The organism is Amycolatopsis sp. 3B14, from assembly GCF_050958625.1.
Lineage (GTDB): Bacteria > Actinomycetota > Actinomycetes > Mycobacteriales > Pseudonocardiaceae > Amycolatopsis_E > Amycolatopsis_E thermoflava.
On sequence record NZ_JBHZEN010000048.1, the window covers coordinates 95,033 to 115,209 of the forward strand.

The 20,177-nt window shown below is 72.1% G+C and carries 18 protein-coding genes and 1 pseudogene; 9 read left to right on the top strand and 10 right to left on the bottom strand.

Annotated elements, in window-relative coordinates; genetic code table 11:
- Positions 1 to 42 precede the first annotated feature (42 nt).
- Positions 43 to 2,292 carry an AAA family ATPase gene (locus tag ACCP09_RS26190; RefSeq protein WP_433751139.1) on the bottom strand — a complete coding sequence of 750 codons (2,250 nt, stop codon included), beginning with the start codon at positions 2,290 to 2,292 and terminating at the stop codon, positions 43 to 45.
- Positions 2,293 to 2,296: 4 nt separating this feature from the next.
- Positions 2,297 to 2,890, bottom strand: coding sequence for a TetR/AcrR family transcriptional regulator (locus tag ACCP09_RS26195; RefSeq protein WP_378333375.1), 594 nt, complete (start codon positions 2,888 to 2,890; stop codon positions 2,297 to 2,299).
- 84 nt (positions 2,891 to 2,974) lie between these two features.
- Here ACCP09_RS26195 and ACCP09_RS26200 point away from each other — a divergent pair, with 84 nt between their 5' ends.
- Positions 2,975 to 3,910, top strand: a complete 936-nt coding sequence (locus tag ACCP09_RS26200; RefSeq protein ID WP_433751143.1) for a zinc-binding dehydrogenase — start codon at positions 2,975 to 2,977, stop codon at positions 3,908 to 3,910.
- Here the strand turns inward: ACCP09_RS26200 and ACCP09_RS26205 are convergent.
- A complete protein-coding gene (locus ACCP09_RS26205) occupies positions 3,903 to 4,520 on the bottom strand; it encodes a nitroreductase family protein (RefSeq protein ID WP_400983940.1) in 618 nt (205 codons plus the stop codon). The two genes, ACCP09_RS26200 and ACCP09_RS26205, sit on opposite strands and share 8 nt — an antisense overlap.
- Positions 4,521 to 4,567: 47 nt before the next feature.
- On the opposite strand from ACCP09_RS26205, the gene ACCP09_RS26210 reads away from it, so the two are divergent.
- Entirely contained in the window at positions 4,568 to 5,179 is a 612-nt protein-coding gene (locus tag ACCP09_RS26210; protein WP_433751147.1) for a TetR/AcrR family transcriptional regulator, read from the top strand.
- A 13-nt stretch (positions 5,180 to 5,192) separates the two neighbouring features.
- Here the strand turns inward: ACCP09_RS26210 and ACCP09_RS26215 are convergent.
- From ACCP09_RS26215 to ACCP09_RS26225, 3 genes and pseudogenes are all read right to left on the bottom strand, one after another.
- Positions 5,193 to 5,903: pseudogene (locus ACCP09_RS26215) on the bottom strand (integrase core domain-containing protein).
- A 104-nt stretch (positions 5,904 to 6,007) separates the two neighbouring features.
- Positions 6,008 to 6,961: a CDP-diacylglycerol--serine O-phosphatidyltransferase gene (gene pssA, locus ACCP09_RS26220; protein ID WP_017985296.1), complete on the bottom strand. Its 954-nt coding sequence runs from the start codon at positions 6,959 to 6,961 to the stop codon at positions 6,008 to 6,010.
- 2 nt (positions 6,962 to 6,963) lie between these two features.
- Positions 6,964 to 7,683 carry a phosphatidylserine decarboxylase gene (locus ACCP09_RS26225; protein WP_017985295.1) on the bottom strand — a complete coding sequence of 240 codons (720 nt, stop codon included), beginning with the start codon at positions 7,681 to 7,683 and terminating at the stop codon, positions 6,964 to 6,966.
- Positions 7,684 to 7,898: 215 nt separating this feature from the next.
- Here ACCP09_RS26225 and ACCP09_RS26230 point away from each other — a divergent pair, with 215 nt between their 5' ends.
- The gene (locus tag ACCP09_RS26230) at positions 7,899 to 8,108 is read left to right on the top strand and encodes a hypothetical protein (RefSeq protein ID WP_037322861.1); all 210 of its coding nucleotides are present in this window, start codon (positions 7,899 to 7,901) and stop codon (positions 8,106 to 8,108) included.
- A gap of 63 nt (positions 8,109 to 8,171) precedes the next feature.
- Here the strand turns inward: ACCP09_RS26230 and moeA are convergent, their stop codons facing one another.
- A complete protein-coding gene (gene moeA, locus ACCP09_RS26235) occupies positions 8,172 to 9,395 on the bottom strand; it encodes a molybdopterin molybdotransferase MoeA (RefSeq protein ID WP_123687195.1) in 1,224 nt (407 codons plus the stop codon).
- Between the two features lie 69 nt (positions 9,396 to 9,464).
- Here moeA and ACCP09_RS26240 point away from each other — a divergent pair, with 69 nt between their 5' ends.
- The 4 genes from ACCP09_RS26240 (at position 9,465) to groL (ending at position 13,991) form a co-directional block, all read left to right on the top strand.
- The gene (locus ACCP09_RS26240) at positions 9,465 to 10,052 is read left to right on the top strand and encodes an AIM24 family protein (protein WP_400983944.1); all 588 of its coding nucleotides are present in this window, start codon (positions 9,465 to 9,467) and stop codon (positions 10,050 to 10,052) included.
- Positions 10,053 to 10,146: 94 nt separating this feature from the next.
- Entirely contained in the window at positions 10,147 to 10,353 is a 207-nt protein-coding gene (locus ACCP09_RS26245) for a cold-shock protein (protein WP_017985292.1), read from the top strand.
- Positions 10,354 to 10,431: 78 nt separating this feature from the next.
- Positions 10,432 to 12,144, top strand: a complete 1,713-nt coding sequence (locus ACCP09_RS26250) for a serine/threonine-protein kinase (RefSeq protein ID WP_433751154.1) — start codon at positions 10,432 to 10,434, stop codon at positions 12,142 to 12,144.
- A gap of 215 nt (positions 12,145 to 12,359) precedes the next feature.
- Positions 12,360 to 13,991 carry a chaperonin GroEL gene (groL, locus tag ACCP09_RS26255; protein ID WP_017985290.1) on the top strand — a complete coding sequence of 544 codons (1,632 nt, stop codon included), beginning with the start codon at positions 12,360 to 12,362 and terminating at the stop codon, positions 13,989 to 13,991.
- Positions 13,992 to 14,047: 56 nt separating this feature from the next.
- On the opposite strand, the gene ACCP09_RS26260 is transcribed toward groL, so the two are convergent.
- Positions 14,048 to 14,248 carry a PspC domain-containing protein gene (locus tag ACCP09_RS26260; protein WP_027933800.1) on the bottom strand — a complete coding sequence of 67 codons (201 nt, stop codon included), beginning with the start codon at positions 14,246 to 14,248 and terminating at the stop codon, positions 14,048 to 14,050.
- Between the two features lie 106 nt (positions 14,249 to 14,354).
- Here ACCP09_RS26260 and ACCP09_RS26265 point away from each other — a divergent pair, with 106 nt between their 5' ends.
- Positions 14,355 to 16,709 (top strand): xanthine dehydrogenase family protein molybdopterin-binding subunit, encoded by a 2,355-nt coding sequence (locus ACCP09_RS26265; RefSeq protein WP_433751158.1) that lies wholly within the window; start codon positions 14,355 to 14,357, stop codon positions 16,707 to 16,709.
- 441 nt (positions 16,710 to 17,150) lie between these two features.
- Here the strand turns inward: ACCP09_RS26265 and ACCP09_RS26270 are convergent, their stop codons facing one another.
- On the bottom strand, positions 17,151 to 18,104 hold the full coding sequence (locus ACCP09_RS26270) for an o-succinylbenzoate synthase (protein WP_433751161.1): 954 nt from the start codon (positions 18,102 to 18,104) through the stop codon (positions 17,151 to 17,153).
- 293 nt (positions 18,105 to 18,397) lie between these two features.
- On the opposite strand from ACCP09_RS26270, the gene ACCP09_RS26275 reads away from it, so the two are divergent.
- Positions 18,398 to 19,363, top strand: a complete 966-nt coding sequence (locus tag ACCP09_RS26275) for a zinc-dependent alcohol dehydrogenase (RefSeq protein ID WP_433751164.1) — start codon at positions 18,398 to 18,400, stop codon at positions 19,361 to 19,363.
- Positions 19,364 to 19,366: 3 nt separating this feature from the next.
- On the opposite strand, the gene ACCP09_RS26280 is transcribed toward ACCP09_RS26275, so the two are convergent.
- Positions 19,367 to 20,137 carry an IclR family transcriptional regulator domain-containing protein gene (locus ACCP09_RS26280; protein ID WP_433751167.1) on the bottom strand — a complete coding sequence of 257 codons (771 nt, stop codon included), beginning with the start codon at positions 20,135 to 20,137 and terminating at the stop codon, positions 19,367 to 19,369.
- Between the last annotated feature and the right edge of the window lie 40 nt (positions 20,138 to 20,177).

Sequence of the window (20,177 nt, forward strand, 5' to 3'; positions counted from 1 at the left end):
TTTCGGAAGGGCGGCCGGCGCTCCCGGCCGCCCTTCCGCGTGTCAGGCCCGGTTCTTCGCGTAGGCCTCCAGCGCGGCCAGCTGTGCCGGGTCCAGCGAGGGCCGCACCGTCTTGCGCGCCGTGTCCAGGTGCGCCGCCGTCACCTCGGCGGCCTCCAGCGACTCGCGCATCGCCGTGAGCGCGGCCTCCCGGATCAGCGCCGCGCAGTCCGCCGCCGAGTAGCCGTCCAGCTCGGCCGCGACCGCGTCCAGGTCCACATCGGACGCCAGCGGCGTGTGCCTGGCGGTGGCGCGGAGGATGTCGGCCCGCGCCTGCGCGTCCGGCGGCGGCACGTACACCAGCCGCTCCAACCGCCCGGGGCGCAGCAGGGCCGGGTCGACCAGCTCGGGCCGGTTGGTCGCGCCGAGCACGACCACGTCCCGCATCGGCTCGACCCCGTCCAGCTCGGTGAGCAGCGCGGCGACCACCCGGTCCGACACCCCGGAGTCACCAGACTGGCCGCGGCGCGGCGCGAGCGCGTCGATCTCGTCGAGGAACACCAGCGACGGCGAGGCGTCGGCGGCCTTGCGGAACAACTCCCGCACCGCGCGCTCCGATTCGCCGACCCACTTGTCCAGCAGCTCGGCGCCCTTGACCGCGAACACGTTGAGGGCGCCGGTGCCCGCCAGCGCGCGCACCAGGAACGTCTTGCCGCCACCGGGCGGCCCGTACAGCAGCACCCCGCGCGGCGGCGCGATCCCCAGCCGCGCGAACGAGTCCGGGTACCGCAGCGGCCACAGGACCGCCTCCGTCAGCGACTGCTTGACGTCGGTCATGTCGCCGACGTCCTCCAGCGTCAGCCCGCCGGTCGCCAGGCTGTCCGAAGTGGACATCGAGATCGGCCGCACGGACTGCAGGGCGTCCAGCAGGTCCTGCTGCGAGATGCGCGGCTCTTCGACGTCCCGCTGCCGCAGCGCCGCCCGCACCGCGGCGTCCCGGCGCAGTGCCAGCAGGTCCGCGGCGACGAAACCCGGTGTCCGGTCGGCGATCCCGCCGAGGTCCACAGTGGATTCCAGCGGCACGTCCCGCAGCAGCACGCGCAGCAGCTCGGTGCGGATCCGGGCGTCCGGCTGCGGGATGGCGAGTTCGCGGTCGAGCAGGTCGGCCGCGCGCAGCCGCGGATCGCACGCCTCGGGGCGGGCGGTGGTGGCGACCACCGCGAGATCCGGGCGCGTCAGCGCGCCGCGCAGCTCATCCAGCACCACGGTCGCGACGGGCGGCGGCTGGGTCGCCGGCAGCAACGTGTCGATGTCGGTGATCAGCAGCACCGCCGGACCGCCCGCGGCGGCCTGGTCGATCGCCTCACGCAGCCGGGTGGCGATCGCGTTCGGCTCCAGCACGGCGATCGACGGCGCGGCCAGCGTGACCAGGCGGAGGTCCTCGGCCGCCGCGACCGACCGGACGAGCGTCGCCTTGCCCACGCCCTCCGCGCCGGACAGCAGCACCCCCAGCCGGGCGGAGGTGCCCAGCCGGGCCAGCAGGTCGGGGCGCCGGAACGTCAGGTCGACCCACTCCGCCAGGGTGCGGGCCTGGTCGTGCGCGCCGCACAGGTCGCTGACCGGCGGGGCGGGCTCCTCCGGCTCGGGGGTCACCTCGGGTTCCGCCCGCGGGGCGGCCACCGGAGCTGCCGTCGCGGGTGCGCTCGACTGTGCGTTCGCCTGGGCGCTCGGCTGGGCGTTCGAGTGGGCGCCGTCCCGCCAGCTGACCACCGTGGACGGGCAGATCACGACCGGCCCGCCGGGCTCGGTCGCGGTGACCGTGAGCAGTTCGGTGGTCCAGCCTGCGCCGATCGCGCGGGACAACTGGCCGCGGACGGTCGTCACGTCCGAGCCCGGAGCCGGCGCTAGATCCTGCGGGAGGAGGGACACCGCGTCGCCGACCGTCAGGACCTTCCCGGTGAGCGCGAGCCGCAGCGTGTTCGGCGACACCGACGCGCTGGCCAGCCGCGACCCGGCGACGGTGACCGAGCGGGCCTGCGTGACGTCCGCCGGGGCGACCACGACCTCCGAGCCCTCGGTGACGCCGAGGTTCGACAGGGTCACGTCGTCGGCGAAGACGAACCCGGGGGTCCCGGCCGCGTCGCCGGGCGCGGCGAGCGCGGCGCTCACCCGGGCGCCGGTGAGGTGCACGGCGTCCCAGGCACGCAGGCCGAGCGCGTCCAGGACCTCCGGGTGCAGGCGGACGATGCCGCGCCGGGTGTCGAGTGCGGACGGCGTGTGCCGGATGGTCAACGTGATCTGGGGCGCGCTCACGCCCTCACTCTAGGGCGAGCGCGGCCGGAAGGGTGTCGAACGCGCGGTTGACGAGGACCGGCAGCAGGTCCCGCTCGCCGGACGGGCTCCACTCGGCCAGCGCGCAGTTCCACGTCCCGATCACGACCTCGACCAGCAGCCGCAGCCCGAGATCGGGAGCGCCGCCGAGGATGCGGACGATCTCGGCCTTGACCTCCGCGCAGTACCGCAGCGAGTGCGCGTGCAGCGCCGCGCACCCCTCGGTCAGCCGGACCGTCGGCAGGAACTGCCGGTACCAGTGGTCGTCCAGCCTGCCGAGGGTCGTCAGCAGGGCGTCCTTCAGCACGCCGAGCAGCGGCCCGGACGGCGGCTGCTCCGCGAGCACACCGAGGTAGGTCTCCCACAGCTGCTTGATCGCGGTGAGCGCGACGTCCTCTTTGGACGAAAAGTTGCGGAAGAAGGTCCGCTTGGAGACCTCGACCGCGTCGACCAGTTCGTCGAGCGTGGTCGCGTCGAAGCCGCGCTCGGTGAACATGGCGACGGCGGTCTCGGCCAGCGCCTGGCGCGTGCGCAGCTTCTTGCGTTCCCGCAGCGGGAGCGACTGCTCGGTCGTGGTCATCACGATCAGTCTAGTTGATGCGCCTTGATGGCAAGTGCCACTCAGTGGCACTATGGTCGCAAGATCGCTTTCGGAGGAGAGAACATGCGTGCGCTCGTCGTCGACCAATCCGCGGAATCCCGCCTCGCGCTGGCCGACGCGCCTGATCCGGTGCCCGCGCCGGACGAGGCCCTGGTGCGGGTCGAGGCCGTCTCGCTCAACTACGGCGAGGCCTTCATGGTGGACACCGGCCAGCTGCCCGAGGGAAGCGTGCCGGGCTGGGACGCGACGGGCGTCGTGGTGCGGGCTGCTGCCGATGGCTCCGGACCGGCTGCCGGAACCCGCGTGATCACGCTGGGCATGACCGGCGCCTGGGCCGAACTGCGGGCCGTGCGGACCACCGCGATCGGCACCGTGCCGGAGTGGGCGGACGGTGGCGCGATCAGCACGATCCCGGTGGCCGGGCTGACCGCGCTGCACGTGCTGCGGCGGTTCGGGCAGACGCTGGGCAAGCGGATCATGATCACCGGGGCGTCCGGCGGCGTCGGCCGCTTCGCGGTGCAGCTCGCGGCGCGGGCGGGCGCCGAGGTCGTCGCGGTCAGTGCGGATCCGGCTCAGGTGAGGGTGCTCGAAGCGCTCGGCGCGCACGAGGTGATCAAGCATCCGGCCGAGGTGAGCCGGCCTGTCCACGGCGTGCTCGACAACGTGGAGGGCGAGCAGATGGTGGCCGCGTTCAAGGCGTTGCGCGCCGGCGGCCGGCTGGTCAGCGTCGGGCACTCGGCGGGGGAGGACGTCGTGTTCCCGGTCGGCGCGTTCGTGCCCACCGACGGCCGCCACGACCGGTCGATCAGCACGTTCTTCCTGCTCGCCGACCCGCGGACCGACTTCACCGAGGACCTCACCTGGCTCGCCGCCGAGGTGACCGCGGGGCGCCTCGACGCCGGGATCACCTGGCGCGGCGACTGGTCCCGGCACGCCGAGGCGACCGCGGCGCTGCTCGGCCGCCGGCTGCGCGGCAAGGCCGTCCTGGAACTCAGCTGACGCGGGCGCCCCACCGGTCGAGGTAGGTGATCTCCTCGACCGGTGGTCGCGCGGCCGGCCGGAAGTCCTTCTGCGTCGTGTAGGCGACCGGCAGCAACGCGACCTGCGTGAAGCCCTCGGGGATGCCGAGGAGGCGCGCGACCTCCGCCTCGTGGCCGAACAGGTGGTAGCCGGTGATCGTGCTGCCCAGGCCGCGGGCGCGCAGCGCGAGCTGGAAGCTCCAGATCGCCGGGTAGATCGACCCGTAGAACCCGGTCAGCTCGGCGTTGCCGCCGTCCGGTCGTCCGGCCAGGCAGGCGAGCACTAGCGCTGGCACGCGGTGGATGTTGTCCAGCAGGAACTTCGCCGACGCGAGCGAGCGGGGCGGGACCAGGTGGCCGTACTGGCGCTGGGCGGCTTCACCCACCTCGCGGACCGGTCCGGCGACGCGGGCCTTCAGCTCCGGGTCCCGGACCACGAGCCAGCGGATCGAGTCCAGTTGATTGCCCGCGATCGGCGCCTGCATGGCGATGCGCAGGCACTCGGTGATCACCTCCTGCTCGACCGGCCGGTCCAGGTCCAGCTTGCGCCGCACCGAGCGGGTGGTGGTCAGCAGTTCGTCCGCGTCCATCTGCGTCCTCCCAGGGGCTTACGCTGTAAGTATTTACACTGTAAGGCATGGCGCTGACGCGGGAGAAGGTGCTCGACGCCGCGCTGCGGCTGGTCGGGGAGAACGGCCTCACCGGCCTGTCGATGCGGAAGCTCGCGGCCGAGCTCGGCGTGGAGGCGATGTCGCTCTACAACCACGTCGCGAACAAGCAGGACCTGCTGGACGGCATCGCGGCGCGGGTCTTCGAGCAGGTCGAGCTACCGGACCCGGGGCTGCCGTGGGACGAGCGGCTGCGCGCCCTCGGGCTGAACGCGTTCGAGACGCTCAACCGCCACCCGGCCGTCGTCCGCGCCCTCACCGCCGAGCAGGCCAACCCGCTGTCCGAGGGCGCGGTCCGGTTGATGGACGCGATGCTCGGCGCGCTGCTGGACGCCGGGCTCGACGACCACCACGCGGCGCGCGGCTACCGGTCGCTGATCGGGATGGTGTTCGGCGCCGTGCTGGTCGGCGCGGGCGGACTGGCCGCCGAACGGGCGGAGCCGGCCGTCGAGTGGTTCCGCCGCACCGTCACGCCGCAGCGGCACCCGAACCTGCACCGGGTGATGCCCGCGCTGGCCGAGATCGACTGCGTGCAGGACTTCCGCTACCAGCTCGACCTGTTCGTCCGGGGCCTGCGCTAGCTGTATCCGGCCGTTAGGTTGGTAGCCGGCTGATGGGCGGTCGTCCTCCGAGTGCGCTGTGGCGGCGTTCAGTGTTGTAGTGCTCGATCCAGGCTGCAAGTGCTGCTGCTCGTGCCTCGTTGCTGGTGAAGGCGTGCCGGTAGGCCCACTCGGCCTGCAGGTGGTTGTCGGTGATCACGCGCTCGATACGGGATTCCGTGATCGGCGAAGTAGGCGGCGGCACGCAGTAGGAACGCTGCGCAGGTCGAGCCCTTCTCGTCGGGCAGGATCTCGGAGTAGGCCAGGCGGGAGTGGTCGTCGAGGAGTGAGTGGACGTAGTCGTAGCCGATGCCGCGAGCACGGACCTGTTCGCTGCGGCCGTGGACACGCCAGCCACCGCCGTCGGGGATCTTGCCGAGCTTCTTGACGTCCAGGTGGACCAGCTCACCCGGTCGTTCGCGTTCGTAACGGACGCCGGTTGCGCGGGAGGCGCGAATGACGTCGCCGGTGATCGGGTCGCACTCGGCCAGGTAGGGCACCTCGTGGCGGCGCAGGATCCGCGACACGGTGCGGGGTGGGAGTCCGAGCTCGAGGCCGATCCAGTCCTGTCCGCGGCGTTCGCGGTGACGTAAGTGCGGGACACGCCCATCGCTTCGGCGATGTGGGCCTGTTTCCAGCCGGCCTGGTGGCGTTGAACGATCAGTCGCCGACCGTGAACCGTCAGCCGGGCAATACCGTGGAACACGAGAACCTCCGGATCGGAGTGGGCCTTAGACAAGCCACATCCCAACCGGAGGTTCTCGTTTACTCAGCCAGACACGCCGCTACCAACGTCCTGACCGGATACAGCTAGCGGTTGCGCTGGCGCAGGCCGATGCGGCGCCAGCTGCGGCGCCGCGAGCGGTCCTGGCTCTCCGCCGCCGGGTACGTGCGCACCCCGCGCACCACGTGGTCCGTCGTCCGGCGCACGCCGAGCCGCTGGTTGCCCGCGACCCGGATCCGTGGCCGGCGCAGCCGCAGGCGGCTCGTGCTGCGCCGGATCGCCCGGCGCTCGCGCAGCGGCACGCCCCACGCCTCGGGGTGGTTGGCCAGCCACTGGTAGCGCCGCACGGCGTACGGGATGTGCGCCAGGTACAGCAGCAGCGCGGCGGCCAGCGCGATCAGCGGGTACTGGATGATCGCCGCCGCCGCGAGGCCGACCCCGACCAGCAGCGGCGCGGCGGCCTTCGCCGGCACCTTGACCGACTTCAGCGACAGCGTCGGCAGCCTGCTGATCAGCAGCAGCGCGATCGCCACCGTCCACACGTAGACGACCGGCGCCGACGACCACCAGCCCTCGCCGAACTCCAGCGTCAGGATCACCGGCATCAGCGCGCACAGGCCGCCCGCGGGCGCGGGCACGCCGACGAAGAACTCCTTCGCGTACGGCGGCTTCTCCACGTCCAGCAGCGTGTTGAAGCGGGCCAGGCGCAGCACGATGCACACGGCGAAGGTCAGCGACACGATCCAGCCGATGCCCGAGGTGTCGCCGAACCAGATGTAGAGCACGAGCGCCGGGGAGACACCGAAGGAGATGGCGTCGGACAGCGAGTCCAGCTCGGCGCCCATCTTGGACGTCGCGTCGAGCAGCCGGGCGATGCGGCCGTCCAGGCTGTCCAGGACGGCCGCGACGCCGATCGCGCCGATCGCCAGCACGAACTGCCGGTTGAGCGCGAACTGCGCGGCGGACAGGCCCGCGCACAGCGCGAGGACGGTGATCGCGTTGGGCAGCAGCCGCACCGACGGTGTCATCACCCGGACCATGATCAGGCTCCTCGCTCCGGCAGCGAAGCCAGGGGCGTCTCGCCGCCGATCGTCCGCTGGCCCTTGCGCACCAGCACCTCACTGCCCGGCGGCAGGTAGATGTCCACCCGCGAGCCGAACCGGATCAGGCCGTAGGTGTCCCCGGCCCTGACCTTCTCACCGTCGGCGACCTGGCACAGGATCCGGCGCGCGACCAGCCCGGCGATCTGCACGACCACCAGCTCGTGCCCGGCCTCGGTGCGCAGCAGCACCGAGTTGCGCTCGTTGTCGTCGCTGGCCTTGTCCAGGTCGGCGGAGAGGAACTTGCCCGGCCGGTAGGCGACGCGCTCCACGACCCCGGTGGCGGGCACGCGCTGCACGTGCACGTCGAAGACCGACAGGAACACGCTGACCCGCATCCGCGGTTCGGCCGGCAGGCCCAGCTCCGCGGGCGGGGTGGCCTCCTCGATCAGCGAGACGATGCCGTCCGCCGCGGCGAGGACGAGGTCGTCCCGCTCCGGCGGCACGCGCTTGGGCTCGCGGAAGAACGCGGCGGTCGCCAGGGTCGCCAGCGCGCCGACGGCGCCCAGCGGCTTCCAGGCCCGCCGCAGCAGCAGCGTGGCCGCGACCCCGCCGGCGACGAACGGCCGCCCGGCGGGGTGCATGGGCGGCAACGTCTCGCGCGCGAGGTTCAGGGCATGGGTGATCGGATTGCTCGCCTTGTCCGGCGCAGTGCTGCTCATCGAAGCGGTGTCCCGATTGGTTCGTGTCCAAGGTGTGACCGGTCCGTGACGCCAGGCGAGGCGTGCTGATTCGCCGATCCGGGTATCCACGCTACCGCCAGGTCCGCGTGGCCCGTTCCGCGTCCCGCCGAACGGGCCCCCGTGCGGGGCGGGCGTTGCTAACGATTCGTGGCGACGGCCGATGCAGACCGTAGTAACAGCAGAGAGGAACCGTCATGTCGGCCCCGGAGCGCATCCGCGAAGAGCGCCTTTCCGAGCTGTTCCAGGCATGGCGCGCGGACATCGACAGCGTTCCGTTACCCCGGCTGGTGTCCACCGAAACCGCGGTGGCGCTGGTGCGTTGCGCGCGAGCCCTCGATTCGTCGCGCCGGGCCGCTGAACCCCCCGACGGCCCAGCGGCCCGGCGTGACGGGCTGGTGCCGTAGGGGCTGAATCTTAGCCTCCGCAAGCGAATCAGTAACCAGTCGTAGGCCAACTGTTACAAGAAGTCACACTGAGGTACCAGTCGGCAGGAGGAGCACGTCCACCTCGCTGCCCTCCGGCGCGTCCACCACGTCCTCCGGCAGCTCGATCAGGCAGTTGGCCTGCGCGAACGCGGCCAGCAGGTGCGAGCCCGGCCCGCCGCGCGGGCCGACCTCGCCGGTCACCTCGCCGTCGTGTTGCGAGTAGAACCCGCGGCGGAACTGACGCCGCCCGGCAGGCGAGCGCAGTGACTCGGTGAGCCGCGCCCGCACCCGCAGCCGGTCGACCTGCCGGTGGCCGAGCGCGGTCAGGATCGCCGGCCGCAGGAACACCTCGAACGACACCAGCACGCTCACCGGGTTGCCGGGCAGGGTCACCACCGGCACCCCATGCCACCGGCCGTTGCCCTGCGGGCCGCCCGGCTGCATGGCCACCTTGACGAACTCGACGCCGGCGCCGGTCAGGGAGTCCTTCACCACCTCGTAGGCGCCCGCGCTGACCCCGCCGGAGGTCACCACGAGGTCGGCGTCCGCGAGCCGCGGCTCGATGGCCGACCGGAACTCCTCGACGTCGTCGACCACGCTGCGCACCACTTCGACCCGGCAGCCCAGCGCACGGATCGCGGCGGCCAGCATGATGCTGTTCGACTCGTAGATCTGCCCGTGCCGCAGCTCCTGGGGTGGGGTCACCAGCTCCGAGCCGGTCGACACCACGAGCACCCGCAGGGGCGCGTGCACGGTCAGCCGGTCCAGGCCGACCGCGGCGGCCAGCCCGAGCTGCGCCGGCCCGAGGACGGTGCCGGCGTGCAGCGCGACCGTGCCCGCGGTGACGTCCTCGCCCGTGCGGCGCAGATGCGTGCCGACCGCGGCCGGCTCCCGGATCGACACCTTCTCGGTGCCGCCGTCGGTGTCCTCGACCTTCACCACCGCGTCCGCGCCCGGCGGCATCGGCGCGCCGGTCATGATGCGGTGCGCGGTGCCCGGCAGCAGCGGCGGCACGTCGGTGCGTCCGGCCGGGATGTCCTCGGCGACCGGCAGCTCGACCGGGGTCGCGGCGGTGGCGGACGCGACGTCGACCGCGCGCACCGCGTAGCCGTCCATGGCCGAGTTGTCGAACGGCGGCAGCGAGACGCCGGCGGGGACGTCCTCGGCCAGCACCAGCCCGGGGCACTCGGCCAGCGGGAGCGCGGTCGCCGGGGCGGTGCCCAGCAGCTCGGTGACGGCGGCGCGGTAGGTGTCGACGGAAATCACGCGGACCATCCTGCCTCGCCGGGGTGGCCGTGCAACACTTCCCCCGCTCGTTGATCTGGAGGGGGAGGCATGCAGGTCCGCACCCGGCACACGCCAGCGTTCGGCGTCGCCCGAGTGATCCTGGGTCCCGGCGAAGCCGTGCAGGCGCGGGGCGAGTCGATGTTCGCGAGCAGCTTCGGACTCACCGAGGTGGGCGGCGGCCGCAAGTCGCCGTCGGTGTTCACCGCGCCCAAGGAAGGTGGCTGGCTCGACCTCGCGCCCGCCGGAGCCGGCGACGTCTACCCGCTGGAGTTCGACGGCCGCACCGGCTGGTGCGTGGCGCGGCAGGCCGTGCTCGCCCGCCCGGCGTCGGTGCGCGCCGACTCGTGGCCGGGCCTGCAGGCGATGTTCGGCGCCGAGCACGGGTTCCTGGAGCACTACAGCGGGACGGGCCCGCTCGTGCTCGCCTGCGCCGGGCCGGTGGACCAGTTCCAGCTCGCGGCGGGCGAACTGATCTCCGTCCGGCCGGGGCACCTGCTGGCCTACCCGGACAGTGTCCAGTGCCGCCTGCGGGCGTTGGATCCTTCGGGGCAACAGTCGATCCGGACGGGCGACGGGCTCATGATCGACTTCGCGGGACCGGGCACGCTTTTGGTGCAAGCGCGTAAATCTCGCTGAATCTTATTGATCCTTCGCGTTTCTCCGGTACCGTGACTTCCACTTCGGGAGCCGGGCGGGCACGGCTCTCGGTGGTTTTCGCAAGGAGGAAACCGTGGCTGTTGGCACGGTCAAGTGGTTCAATTCCGAAAAAGGCTACGGGTTCATCGCGTCCCCCGAGGGACCTGATGTGTTCGTGCATTACTCGGCCATCCAGTCGGACGGATTCCGCACTTTGGACGAGGGCGATCAAGTCGAGTTCCAGATCGAGGCCGGCCGGGACGGCCGGACACAGGCAGCGGACGTCCGCAAAGTGTCCTAGGGGCCGGCCGCTTCCCCGCCACCACCCTCAACGGAGACGCTTCGCGTCGCTGTGGAAGCCGGCAGTAGGCTGCCCCGTGTGACAGGCGATGTGTCGGGGGACCTCACCGGTCGCCGGCTGGGCAACTACCGCATAGACGGAGTGCTCGGCAAGGGTGGCATGAGCGTCATGTACAAGGCCACCGACGTGCGGCTCGGCCGCAAGGTGGCCTTGAAGGTGATCGGCGAGCACCTCGGTGCCGACGCCGAGTTCCGCGAACGGTTCGTGGACGAGGCGCGCAACACCTCCGCCGTGGATCACGCGAACGTCGTGCCGTTGTACGACTTCGGTGAGCTCGACGGGATGCTCTACATCGCCATGCGCCTCGTCGACGGGGCGGATCTGGCGAGTCTCATCGCGGACGGACCGATCTCCCCCGACCGCACCCTGCGGTTGCTGGACCAGGTCGCGGACGCGCTGGACTGCCTGCACGAACGCGGCCTGGTCCACCTCGACGTCAAACCGGCCAACGTGCTGGTCACCAGCCGGGAGTCGGCGCGCGAGCACGTCTACGTCGCCGACTTCGGGCTGACCCGGCGCGGCGCGACCGGTCACCGCACCCGTGGTGGCGACTTCCTCGGGTCGCCGACCTACGCCGCGCCGGAACACCTGCGCGGGGAGCCACTGGACGGGCGCACGGACCAGTACGCGCTGGCGTGCGTGCTGTACGCGTGCCTCACCGGGCAGCCCCCGTTCAGCGGCGACGTGCCGACGGTCATCAAGGGGCACCTCGCCGTCGAACCGCCCGCGGTGTCGGGCGTGGTCGGGCTGCCCTCCGCCGTCGACGAGGTCGTACGCAAGGGCATGGCCAAGGCCCCGGCGGACCGCTACGACAACTGCGTCGAGCTGATCACGGCGGCGCGCAAGGCCCTCGGCCCGGCCGCCGCCTCGACGACGCCGCCGGGTCCGCCCCAGGTCGCGACACGGGAGGCCGGCATGCAGCCGTACCCGCCGGGACAGCCGGGCGGCCACCCCGGCCCGCACGGCGCAGGCCAGGGTGCCGGCCAGCCGGGCTCGGGGCAGCCGGGCGCTGGTGGCCCGGGCGCCGGCCAGGCCGGCGGACAGCCGGGCTCCGGTCAACCAGGGCAGCCCGGTCCGGGCGTGCAACCGGGCACTGGTGGCCCCGGCGTTGGGCAGGGCGTTGGGCAGCCGGGCGTCGGCCAGCCAGGGCAGCCCGGTCCGGGGCAGCCGGGCGCTGGTGCCTCGGGCATCGGCCAGGCCGGCGGTCAGCCGGGTCAGCCAGGCGCCGTCCACAGCGGTGGCCACCCCGGCCAAGGACACCAGCCCGGTCCCGGCGGCCCGCAGGGCCACGGCGATCAGCAGGGGCGCCCCGGCCAGCCGGGCGGCGCTCAACCGGGCCACCCCGGCCAGCCGGGCCCCTACGGCCCGCCGGGACACCAGCCGCCCGGGAACCCGTACGGCCACCCCGGCATGCCGGCGCCGCAGTTCCACCCGAACGCTCCGCAGGGCCAGCCGTGGAACCCGGGCTGGCCCCAGCAACAGCCCTACGGTTACGGGCAGCAGCCGCCGAAGAAGGGTGGCGGCCTCAAGTGGCTGTGGGCGGGCCTGGCCGGGCTCGTCGTCGTCGCGGCGGTCGTCGTGACCCTCGTTCTGGTGAATCGCGGCGGCGGCTCCGGGCCCGCGCCGACCACCGCGCCCAACATCCCCGTCGGTCCCACCGGCGGCGCGACCGGCCAGTCCACCGGCGGCGGCCCGCCGCCCGCGACGATCTCCATCAAACCGAGCCCCTGACGTGCGGTTCTTGCACTCGCCCCCGGAGAGTGCTAAACAGGCGTTGGCACTCGGCGGTGTCGAGTGCCAACGCACCAATGGTCGGGACGGTGAGGCCGGCTCGGAACACCGAGCAGGTCGTCCGTCGCGGGCACCGAGCCTGGCCGAGCTAAGTGTCCTGCTGCCAGTCCTGAAGCAGGTCATGGCAGCGACCACTACCGGAGGACAACACCCCAATGGCCAAACTGATCGCGTTCGACGAGGACGCCCGCCGCGGGCTTGAGCGCGGACTCAACACCCTGGCCGACGCCGTCAAGGTGACGCTTGGCCCCCGTGGCCGCAACGTCGTGCTCGAAAAGAAGTGGGGCGCGCCGACGATCACCAACGACGGTGTCTCCATCGCCAAGGAGATCGAGCTCGAGGACCCGTGGGAGAAGATCGGGGCCGAGCTCGTCAAGGAAGTCGCCAAGAAGACCGACGACGTAGCCGGTGACGGCACCACCACCGCCACCGTGCTGGCCCAGGCGCTCGTGCGCGAAGGTCTGCGCAACGTGGCCGCCGGTGCCGACCCGATCGCCCTCAAGCGTGGCATCGAGCAGGCGGTCGAGGCCGTCGTCGAGCAGCTGCACAAGGCCGCCAAGGAGGTCGAGACCAAGGAGCAGATCGCTGCCACCGCCTCGATCTCGGCCGCGGACCGCACCATCGGCGAGCTGATCGCCGAGGCGCTGGACAAGGTCGGCAAGGAAGGCGTCGTCACCGTCGAGGAGTCGAACACCTTCGGCCTCGAGCTCGAGCTCACCGAGGGTATGCGCTTCGACAAGGGCTACATCTCGGGCTACTTCGTCACCGACGCCGAGCGCCAGGAAGCCGTCCTGGAGGACCCGTACATCCTCCTGTTCGGCTCGAAGGTCTCGAACGTCAAGGACCTGCTGCCGGTCCTGGAGAAGGTCATGCAGTCGGGCAAGCCGCTGCTGATCATCGCCGAGGACGTCGAGGGCGAGGCCCTGGCCACCCTGGTCGTCAACAAGATCCGCGGCACCTTCAAGTCCGTCGCCGTCAAGGCTCCCGGCTTCGGTGACCGCCGCAAGGCCATCCTGCAGGACATCGCGATCCTGACCGGTGGCCAGGTCATCTCCGAGGACGTGGGCCTCAAGCTGGAGAACGCGGACCTGAACCTGCTGGGCAAGGCCCGCAAGGCCGTCATCACCAAGGACGAGACGACCATCGTCGAGGGTGCCGGCGACGCGGACCAGATCCAGGGCCGGGTGAACCAGATCCGCGCCGAGATCGAGAAGTCGGACTCCGACTACGACCGCGAGAAGCTGCAGGAGCGGCTGGCGAAGCTGGCCGGCGGCGTGGCCGTCATCAAGGCCGGTGCCGCCACCGAGGTCGAGCTCAAGGAGCGCAAGCACCGCATCGAGGACGCCGTTCGCAACGCGAAGGCCGCCGTCGAGGAGGGCATCGTCGCCGGTGGTGGCGTGGCCCTGCTGCAGGCGTCCAAGGCTGCCTTCGAGGGCCTGCGCCTCTCGGGTGACGAGGCGACCGGCGCGAACATCGTCAAGGTCGCCGTCGAGGCTCCGCTCAAGCAGATCGCGGTCAACAGCGGTCTCGAGGGCGGCGTCGTGGCGGAGAAGGTCAAGGGTCTGCCGGAGGGCCACGGCCTGAACGCGGCGACCGGCGACTACGAGGACCTGGTCGCGGCCGGCGTCATCGACCCCGCCAAGGTGACCCGTTCGGCGCTGCAGAACGCGGCTTCGATCGCGGGCCTGTTCCTGACCACCGAGGCCGTCGTCGCCGACAAGCCGGAGAAGGCTGCTGCCGCTCCGGGTGGCGACCCGACCGGTGGCATGGGCGGCATGGACTTCTGATCCACCAGTCCGGCGAAAGCCCGGGTGCGCACCGCGCATCCGGGCTTTTTGCTGCGCTACTCCTGCGGCATGAGCATCCAGCAGATCGCGTAGAGCAGGATCGGCGCGCCGAACCCGAGCAGAGTCGCGGCGACGAGGACGATGCGGATGATGGCCGCGTCGACGCCGAGCAGCCGGGCCCAGCCACCGGCGACGCCGGCGATCATCTTGTCGGTGGAGCTGCGGCGGAGCTTCGTGGTGGTCGCTGTGTTCGTCATGTCCCCATCGTCGGCCGCGGTGGGTGGTGAGCGCATCGGGGACGAACCCCGAGCGCACCCGGAAACCTCTGGGCCAGGGTGCTCCGGGGCGGTTAAGGTCGGTCACATGGCGGGATCTTTGCTCGGCACCGAGGTCCGGCGGGTCGAGGACCCGGATCTGGTGCGTGGTCGTGGAACCTTCGTCGACAACCTGAAGTTCGAGGGCGTCTGCCATGTCGCCTTTGTCCGGTCGCCGTTCGCGCATGCGCTGGTCAACGGCATCGACACCGCGGAGGCTGCCGCGGCGCCGGGGGTGATCGCGGTGCTCACCGCCGCGGACCTCGACCTGGCCGAGCTACCGGTGTTCATGGACCTCAACCCGCGGGCGAAGCGGTACGCGCTGGCCACCGACCGGGTGCGCTTCGCCGGGGAGCCGGTGGCCGCCGTGGTCGCGGAAAGCGCGGCGGCTGCGGTGGACGCGCTCGAACTGGTCGATGTGGACTACGAACCGCTCCCCGCAGTGGTCGACCCCGAGCAGGCGCTGGACGACGGCGCGCCGCTGCAGTTCCCGGAAATCGGCTCGAACATCGCGGCCGGTGAGCGGGACGCCGTGGGCGACGAGGTGCTCGACGACGCCGATGTCGTGGTGCGTGCGCGGATCGAGAACCAGCGTCTGGCGGTGGCGCCGATGGAGGGCAACGCGATCGTCGCCCTGCCCGGCGACGGCGAGTTCGATCTGACGGTCTACGTGTCGACCCAGATGCCGCACGGCTTCCGGGCCGCGGCGGCGAAGCTGTTCGGCTACGACGGCGACCGGATCCGCGTGGTGGCGCCGCACGTGGGTGGCGCGTTCGGCGGCAAGGTCGGGGTCACGGCCGAGCATGCGGTGGTGATCGAGGCGGCGCGGCGGTTCGGGCGGCCGGCGAAGTGGACGGAGACGCGGTCGGAGAACCTGCAGGCCTCGCCGCAGGGCCGGGCGCAGGTGCAGTACGGCGAGCTGGGGCTGCGGCGCGACGGGACGATCGTCGGCCTCCGCTGCCGGGTGGTCGGCGACGCGGGTGCGTACGCGGGATTCGGCGGCGGGCTGGCGCTCGGTCCGACCAGGACGATGGCGCAGGGCGTGTACCGGATCCCGAAGATCAGCTACGCGGCGATAGCGGCGCTGACGAACACCGCACCGGTCGGGGCGTTCCGCGGTGCGGGCCGTCCGGAGGCGACGGCGATGCTGGAGCGGCTGATGGACCTGGCCGCGGCGGAGCTGGGCATGGATCCGGCGGAGGTCCGGCGGCGCAACTTCCTGCGCCCGGAGGAGTTCCCGTACACGACGTTCAGCGGCGCGAGCTACGACAGCGGCGACTACGACCTGCCGCTGCGGAAGGCCTTGGAGGTCGCGGGTTACGACGAGCTGCGGGCCGAGCAGCGGCGGCGCATCGCGGCCGGCGAGTCGCGGCTGCTGGGGATCGGGGTGAGCGCGTACGTCGAGATCACCGGTGGCGGCAGCGGCGAGTTCGCGTCGGTGGAGGTCCGGGCGGACGGAACGGCGGCGATCAAGGTCGGCACGTCCGGGCACGGGCAGGGCCACGCGACGTCGTTCGCGATGCTGGTGGCCGACGCGCTGGGGATCCCGCTGGAGTCGGTCGAGTTCGTGCAGTCGGACACGGCCGCGGTGCCGCGTGGCGCAGGCACGGGCGGTTCGCGTTCGCTGCAGGTGGGCGGCAGCGCGGTGCGGCAGGCGGCGGACCTGGTGCTGGAGCGCGCTCGCGAGCTGGCCGCGTCGCGGCTGGAGGCGGGCGTGGACGACATCGTGCTGACCGACGGGCGGCTCGGCGTGGCGGGGGTCCCGCAGGCGACGATCGGCTGGGCGGAGCTGGCCGAGGCCGCCGCGGCGGAGGGCCGCCCGCTGCTGGAGACGACGGACTTCAAGCCGGGCGGGGCGACGTTCCCGTTCGGGGCGCACGTGTCGGTGGTCGAGGTGGACGTCGAGACGGGCTTCGTGAAACCGTTGCGGCACATCGCCGTGGACGACTGCGGGCGCGTGCTGAACCCGATGATCGTGCGCGGGCAGCAGCACGGCGGCGCGGTGCAGGGGATCGCGCAGGCGTTGTGGGAGCAGGTTTCCTACGACGAGGACGGCAACCCGGTGACCGCGACCTTCGCCGACTACCACCTTCCCACGGCCGCCGACGTGCCGACGCTGGAGGTCAGCAACACCGAGACGTTGACCGACCGGAACCCGTTGGGCGCCAAGGGAATCGGCGAGTCGGCGACGGTGGGTTCAACGCCGGCGGTGCAGAACGCGGTGATCGACGCGCTGGCTCATCTGGGCGTGCGGCACATCGACATGCCGCTGACACCGCAGCGCGTGTGGCGCGCCGTGCGGTCCGGAGATTCGGTGACCTGGCGGGAGCCGCCTGCGGCGTTCGAGACGCTGCCCGTGCGCTCGTCGGCCGCGTCCGCGGACGCAGACGAGGCAGTGGCTTAGCCTGCGGGTTGTCGATCGCAGTGTGGGGCGCTGGCTTGGCTCGCCCCACACCGCGGCACCGCGGAGCCGCAGTTCCGTCGTGTCTACCGGTCCGGTTCCGGCGCCTGCCGCAGGACCGGAGGTAATCGTCCATAGGGGACAGTGAGCTGCCGGTGCGCTCGTCGGCCGCCTCTTCCGACGCAGAGCACGGCGCGGTGATTCAACGCCTCGGCGGCCCGTTGTGTCTACTGTTGGCCCTCGACGCGATGGAGGCGATCGAGCCAAGCCTTCGCGGTGGCCTCGTCTGCGGCGGTTTCGGCTGCGCGGTCCGGTTCCGGCGCCTGCCACGGGACCGGGAGGTAACCATCCACTGGGGACAGTGAGCTGCCGGTGCGCTCGTCGGCCGCCTCTTCGCATGCAGAGCACGGCGCGGTGATTCAACGCCTCGGCGGCCCGTTGTGTCTACTGTTGGCCCTCGACGCGATGGAGGCGATCGAGCCAAGCCTTCGCGGTGGCCTCGTCTGCGGCGGTTTCGGCTGCGCGGTCCGGTTCCGGCGCCTGCCGCAGGACCGGCAGGTAACCGTCCACAGGGGACAGTGAGTGACTGGTCGTGTCGTCGGTGAGGAGGGACATCGTGCCCAGGCCGCAGGCGAACTCCAGCTCGGGCAGCGCCCCGGCGAGCGCGAGGCCTGCCGCCAGCCCGACGCTGGTCTCCACCGCCGACGACACCACGCACGGCAGCCCGGCGGCCTCGGCGACCTCCAGCGCCCGGCGGACACCGCCGAGGGGAGCGACCTTGATCACGGCCACGTCGGCCGCCTTCGCGACCGCCACCCGGAGCGGATCCTCGGCCCGCCGGATCGACTCGTCCGCCGCGATGCGCACATCCACCTTCCGCCGCACGGCGGCCAGCTCGTCGATCGACGGGCACGGCTGTTCGACGTACTCGAGCCCACCCGCGGCACGATCCAGCTCGCGAATCGCCTTCACCGCGGTGTCGACCTCCCAGGCGGTGTTCGCGTCGACGCGAATCGCCCCGCCAGGCCCGAGCGCGTCCCGGACGGCCGCCACGCGCTCGCAGTCCTCCACAATGGACGCCCGCGGGTCGGCGACCTTGACCTTGGCGGTCCGGCACCCCGACGCGGCGACCATCTCGTAGGCGGCCTCGGCCCCGACGACGGGCACGGTGGTGTTCACCTCGACCCGATCCCGCACCGGCGCTGGCCACCCCAGCTCGGAGGCCTCCACCGCAGCCGCGAGCCAGGGCGCACTTTCGCGGTCGTCGTAGTCGGCGAACGGGCAGAACTCCCCCCAGCCCGCGGGGCCGCGCAGGAGCACCCCTTCGCGCACGGTGATTTCGCGGAACCGGTTCCGCAGGGGGATCGCGTAGACCAGGCGCTCATCCACAGCAAGCATCCTCGCACGCTGCGGGGGACGAACCCGCGCAGGCGCTGTGGGCCAGTGGCAGCCCGCCATATGACCCAATTCGAGACTGCCCAGTCCACGATCGAGGTCCTCCCCGATCGGCGTATCGTGCCTGCCCCGCCGTCCAGCCAGATCGATCGGCGCGCGGGCCTGCTTGCGCGCCCCCCGATCGCCCCTCCCGCGAACCAGCTCCACCGCCCAACGCGCTGAACCGAACCTCAGCTAATGGACTAACTGGTTAATTAGCGGTTAGCATGCGAGGTGCGGACATGTGGAGGTAGTGAATGAAGGCCGTAGTGCTGGCCGAGCCCGAGGTGATGCGGCTCGTCGACCTGCCGGAACCCGAGATCGGGCCACGTGAGGTGCTCGTGCGCATGCGGGGCCTCGGCCTCTGCGGGTCGGACCTCGGCGTCTACCGCGGCGCTCGCGAGGTGCCCGAGCGGCCGTGGCTGATGGGGCACGAGGGCGTCGGCGAGATCGTGGCCGTCGGGGCGGACGTTGCGGACCGCGTGGTCGGCCAGCAGGTCGCGATCGAGCCGAACTACTGCTGCGGCCGGTGCGCGGCGTGCGTCGCCGGTTTCACCTCCGCGTGCACCGAGCGGGTGATCGTCGGCATGAACCACCCCGGTCTGCTGGCCGAGTACGTGGCGGTCCCGGCCGAGTTCGCCTGGCCCGCGGCGGAGACGGTCACGCTGGAGGACCTCGTCTGCACGGAGGCGCTGACCGTCGCGCGGTCGGCGATCCGCCGGTCCGGCGTCGAGCCTGGTCAGCGGGTCCTCGTGGTCGGCGCCGGCTCGCAGGGCCTGTTGCTGTGCCTGGCGCTGCGGGCGCTCGGCGCGACGGTCGCGGTCCAGGAACCACACGAGGGGCGGGCCGAACTGGCCCAGTCGTTCGGCGCCGAGACCGGCGTCGACGGCGAGTTCGACCTCCTCTTCGAAACCTCCGGGGTCCCGCAGGCCCTGCGCGCCGGCCTGGCACGCCTGCGCCGCGGCGGCACCGCCCTGCTCGTCGGCATCAACTCGCGCCCGCTGGAGCTGACCACCGCCGACCTGGTCTACCGCCAGCACACCCTCAAGGGCTCGCTCATCTACGACCACCCGGTCGACTTCGAGACGACCGTCGACCTGCTCAACCGCGACAAGGTCCGGCCGGGCAAGGTGCTGCAGGCGCGGTTCCCGCTGGAAGAGGCCGCGCAGGCGTTCGCGTCGGTGCAGTCGGTCGCCGGCAAGTCCTGGATCAGCTTCGACTGACGCTTACCCCTCGGGCAGGTTCGCCAGATCCGCCTCGATCGACCACGCCGTGCGCAGCAGCTCGGGCACGTAGTCCCGCTCGACCAGGCCATGCCCGAGCCGGTCCGGGTGCACCGAGGCGGTCACCGCGGCGAGCACCCGGCCGCGCCGGTGCCGCACCGGCGCGGCGATCGCATGCAGGTCGTCGTCGACGTCGTGTTCGGCCATGGCCCACCCGCGTTCCCGGACCTGCTCGATCTCCTTCGGCAGCCCGGCGATGTCCGGCAGCGCGTCGAGCCGCCGCGTGAGCTCGTCTTCGGGCAGCGCGGCGAGCAGCACCTGCCCGCTGGAGGTGACGTGGGCGGGCCGCCGCGCGCCGACGGCGAGGGTCGGCGGAGCGTGCCGCTGCCCGGGCACGACGGCCAGGTTCACCACGTCGTCCCGGTCGAGCAGGGCCAGCGAAGCCGTCTCGTTCAGCCGGTGCGCCAGATCGTGCAGGTGCGGCTGCGCGATCTCGGGCAGGGCGAGTCCGGACAGGTAGGAGTACCCCAGGTCAAGAGTCTGCGCCGTGAGCCGGAACGCCTGCCCGTCGTAACGCACGTACCCGAGGTCGGCGAGGGTGAGCAGCAAGCGACGCGCGGTCGCACGGTCCAGTCCCGTCCGCTTGGCCGCCGCGCTCGCCGTCAGCGCGGGGTGGTCCGCCCCGAAACACCGCAGGATCGCGAACGCGCGACCGACGGCCTGCACGAAATGCGGGCCGTGGCCAGGGCCTTCGCCGGCCGTCGTGCTCGTCATCGAACCCTCCGACTGCCACCTGATCGGCTTGTTCTCATCG

What these genes read in the sequence shown, in the direction of transcription:
- ACCP09_RS26275 (WP_433751164.1), top strand. Translation starts at nt 18,398, where the DNA reads ATGAAGGCCGTAGTGCTGGCCGAGCCCGAGGTGATGCGGCTCGTCGAC.
- ACCP09_RS26240 (WP_400983944.1), top strand. Translation starts at nt 9,465, where the DNA reads ATGCAGGTCCGCACCCGGCACACGCCAGCGTTCGGCGTCGCCCGAGTG.
- ACCP09_RS26270 (WP_433751161.1), bottom strand. Translation starts at nt 18,104, where the DNA reads ATGCTTGCTGTGGATGAGCGCCTGGTCTACGCGATCCCCCTGCGGAAC.
- ACCP09_RS26195 (WP_378333375.1), bottom strand. Translation starts at nt 2,890, where the DNA reads ATGACCACGACCGAGCAGTCGCTCCCGCTGCGGGAACGCAAGAAGCTG.
- ACCP09_RS26260 (WP_027933800.1), bottom strand. Translation starts at nt 14,248, where the DNA reads ATGACGAACACAGCGACCACCACGAAGCTCCGCCGCAGCTCCACCGAC.
- ACCP09_RS26230 (WP_037322861.1), top strand. Translation starts at nt 7,899, where the DNA reads ATGTCGGCCCCGGAGCGCATCCGCGAAGAGCGCCTTTCCGAGCTGTTC.
- groL (WP_017985290.1), top strand. Translation starts at nt 12,360, where the DNA reads ATGGCCAAACTGATCGCGTTCGACGAGGACGCCCGCCGCGGGCTTGAG.
- ACCP09_RS26200 (WP_433751143.1), top strand. Translation starts at nt 2,975, where the DNA reads ATGCGTGCGCTCGTCGTCGACCAATCCGCGGAATCCCGCCTCGCGCTG.
- pssA (WP_017985296.1), bottom strand. Translation starts at nt 6,961, where the DNA reads ATGGTCCGGGTGATGACACCGTCGGTGCGGCTGCTGCCCAACGCGATC.
- ACCP09_RS26210 (WP_433751147.1), top strand. Translation starts at nt 4,568, where the DNA reads ATGGCGCTGACGCGGGAGAAGGTGCTCGACGCCGCGCTGCGGCTGGTC.
- ACCP09_RS26225 (WP_017985295.1), bottom strand. Translation starts at nt 7,683, where the DNA reads ATGAGCAGCACTGCGCCGGACAAGGCGAGCAATCCGATCACCCATGCC.
- ACCP09_RS26205 (WP_400983940.1), bottom strand. Translation starts at nt 4,520, where the DNA reads ATGGACGCGGACGAACTGCTGACCACCACCCGCTCGGTGCGGCGCAAG.
- ACCP09_RS26265 (WP_433751158.1), top strand. Translation starts at nt 14,355, where the DNA reads ATGGCGGGATCTTTGCTCGGCACCGAGGTCCGGCGGGTCGAGGACCCG.
- ACCP09_RS26280 (WP_433751167.1), bottom strand. Translation starts at nt 20,137, where the DNA reads ATGACGAGCACGACGGCCGGCGAAGGCCCTGGCCACGGCCCGCATTTC.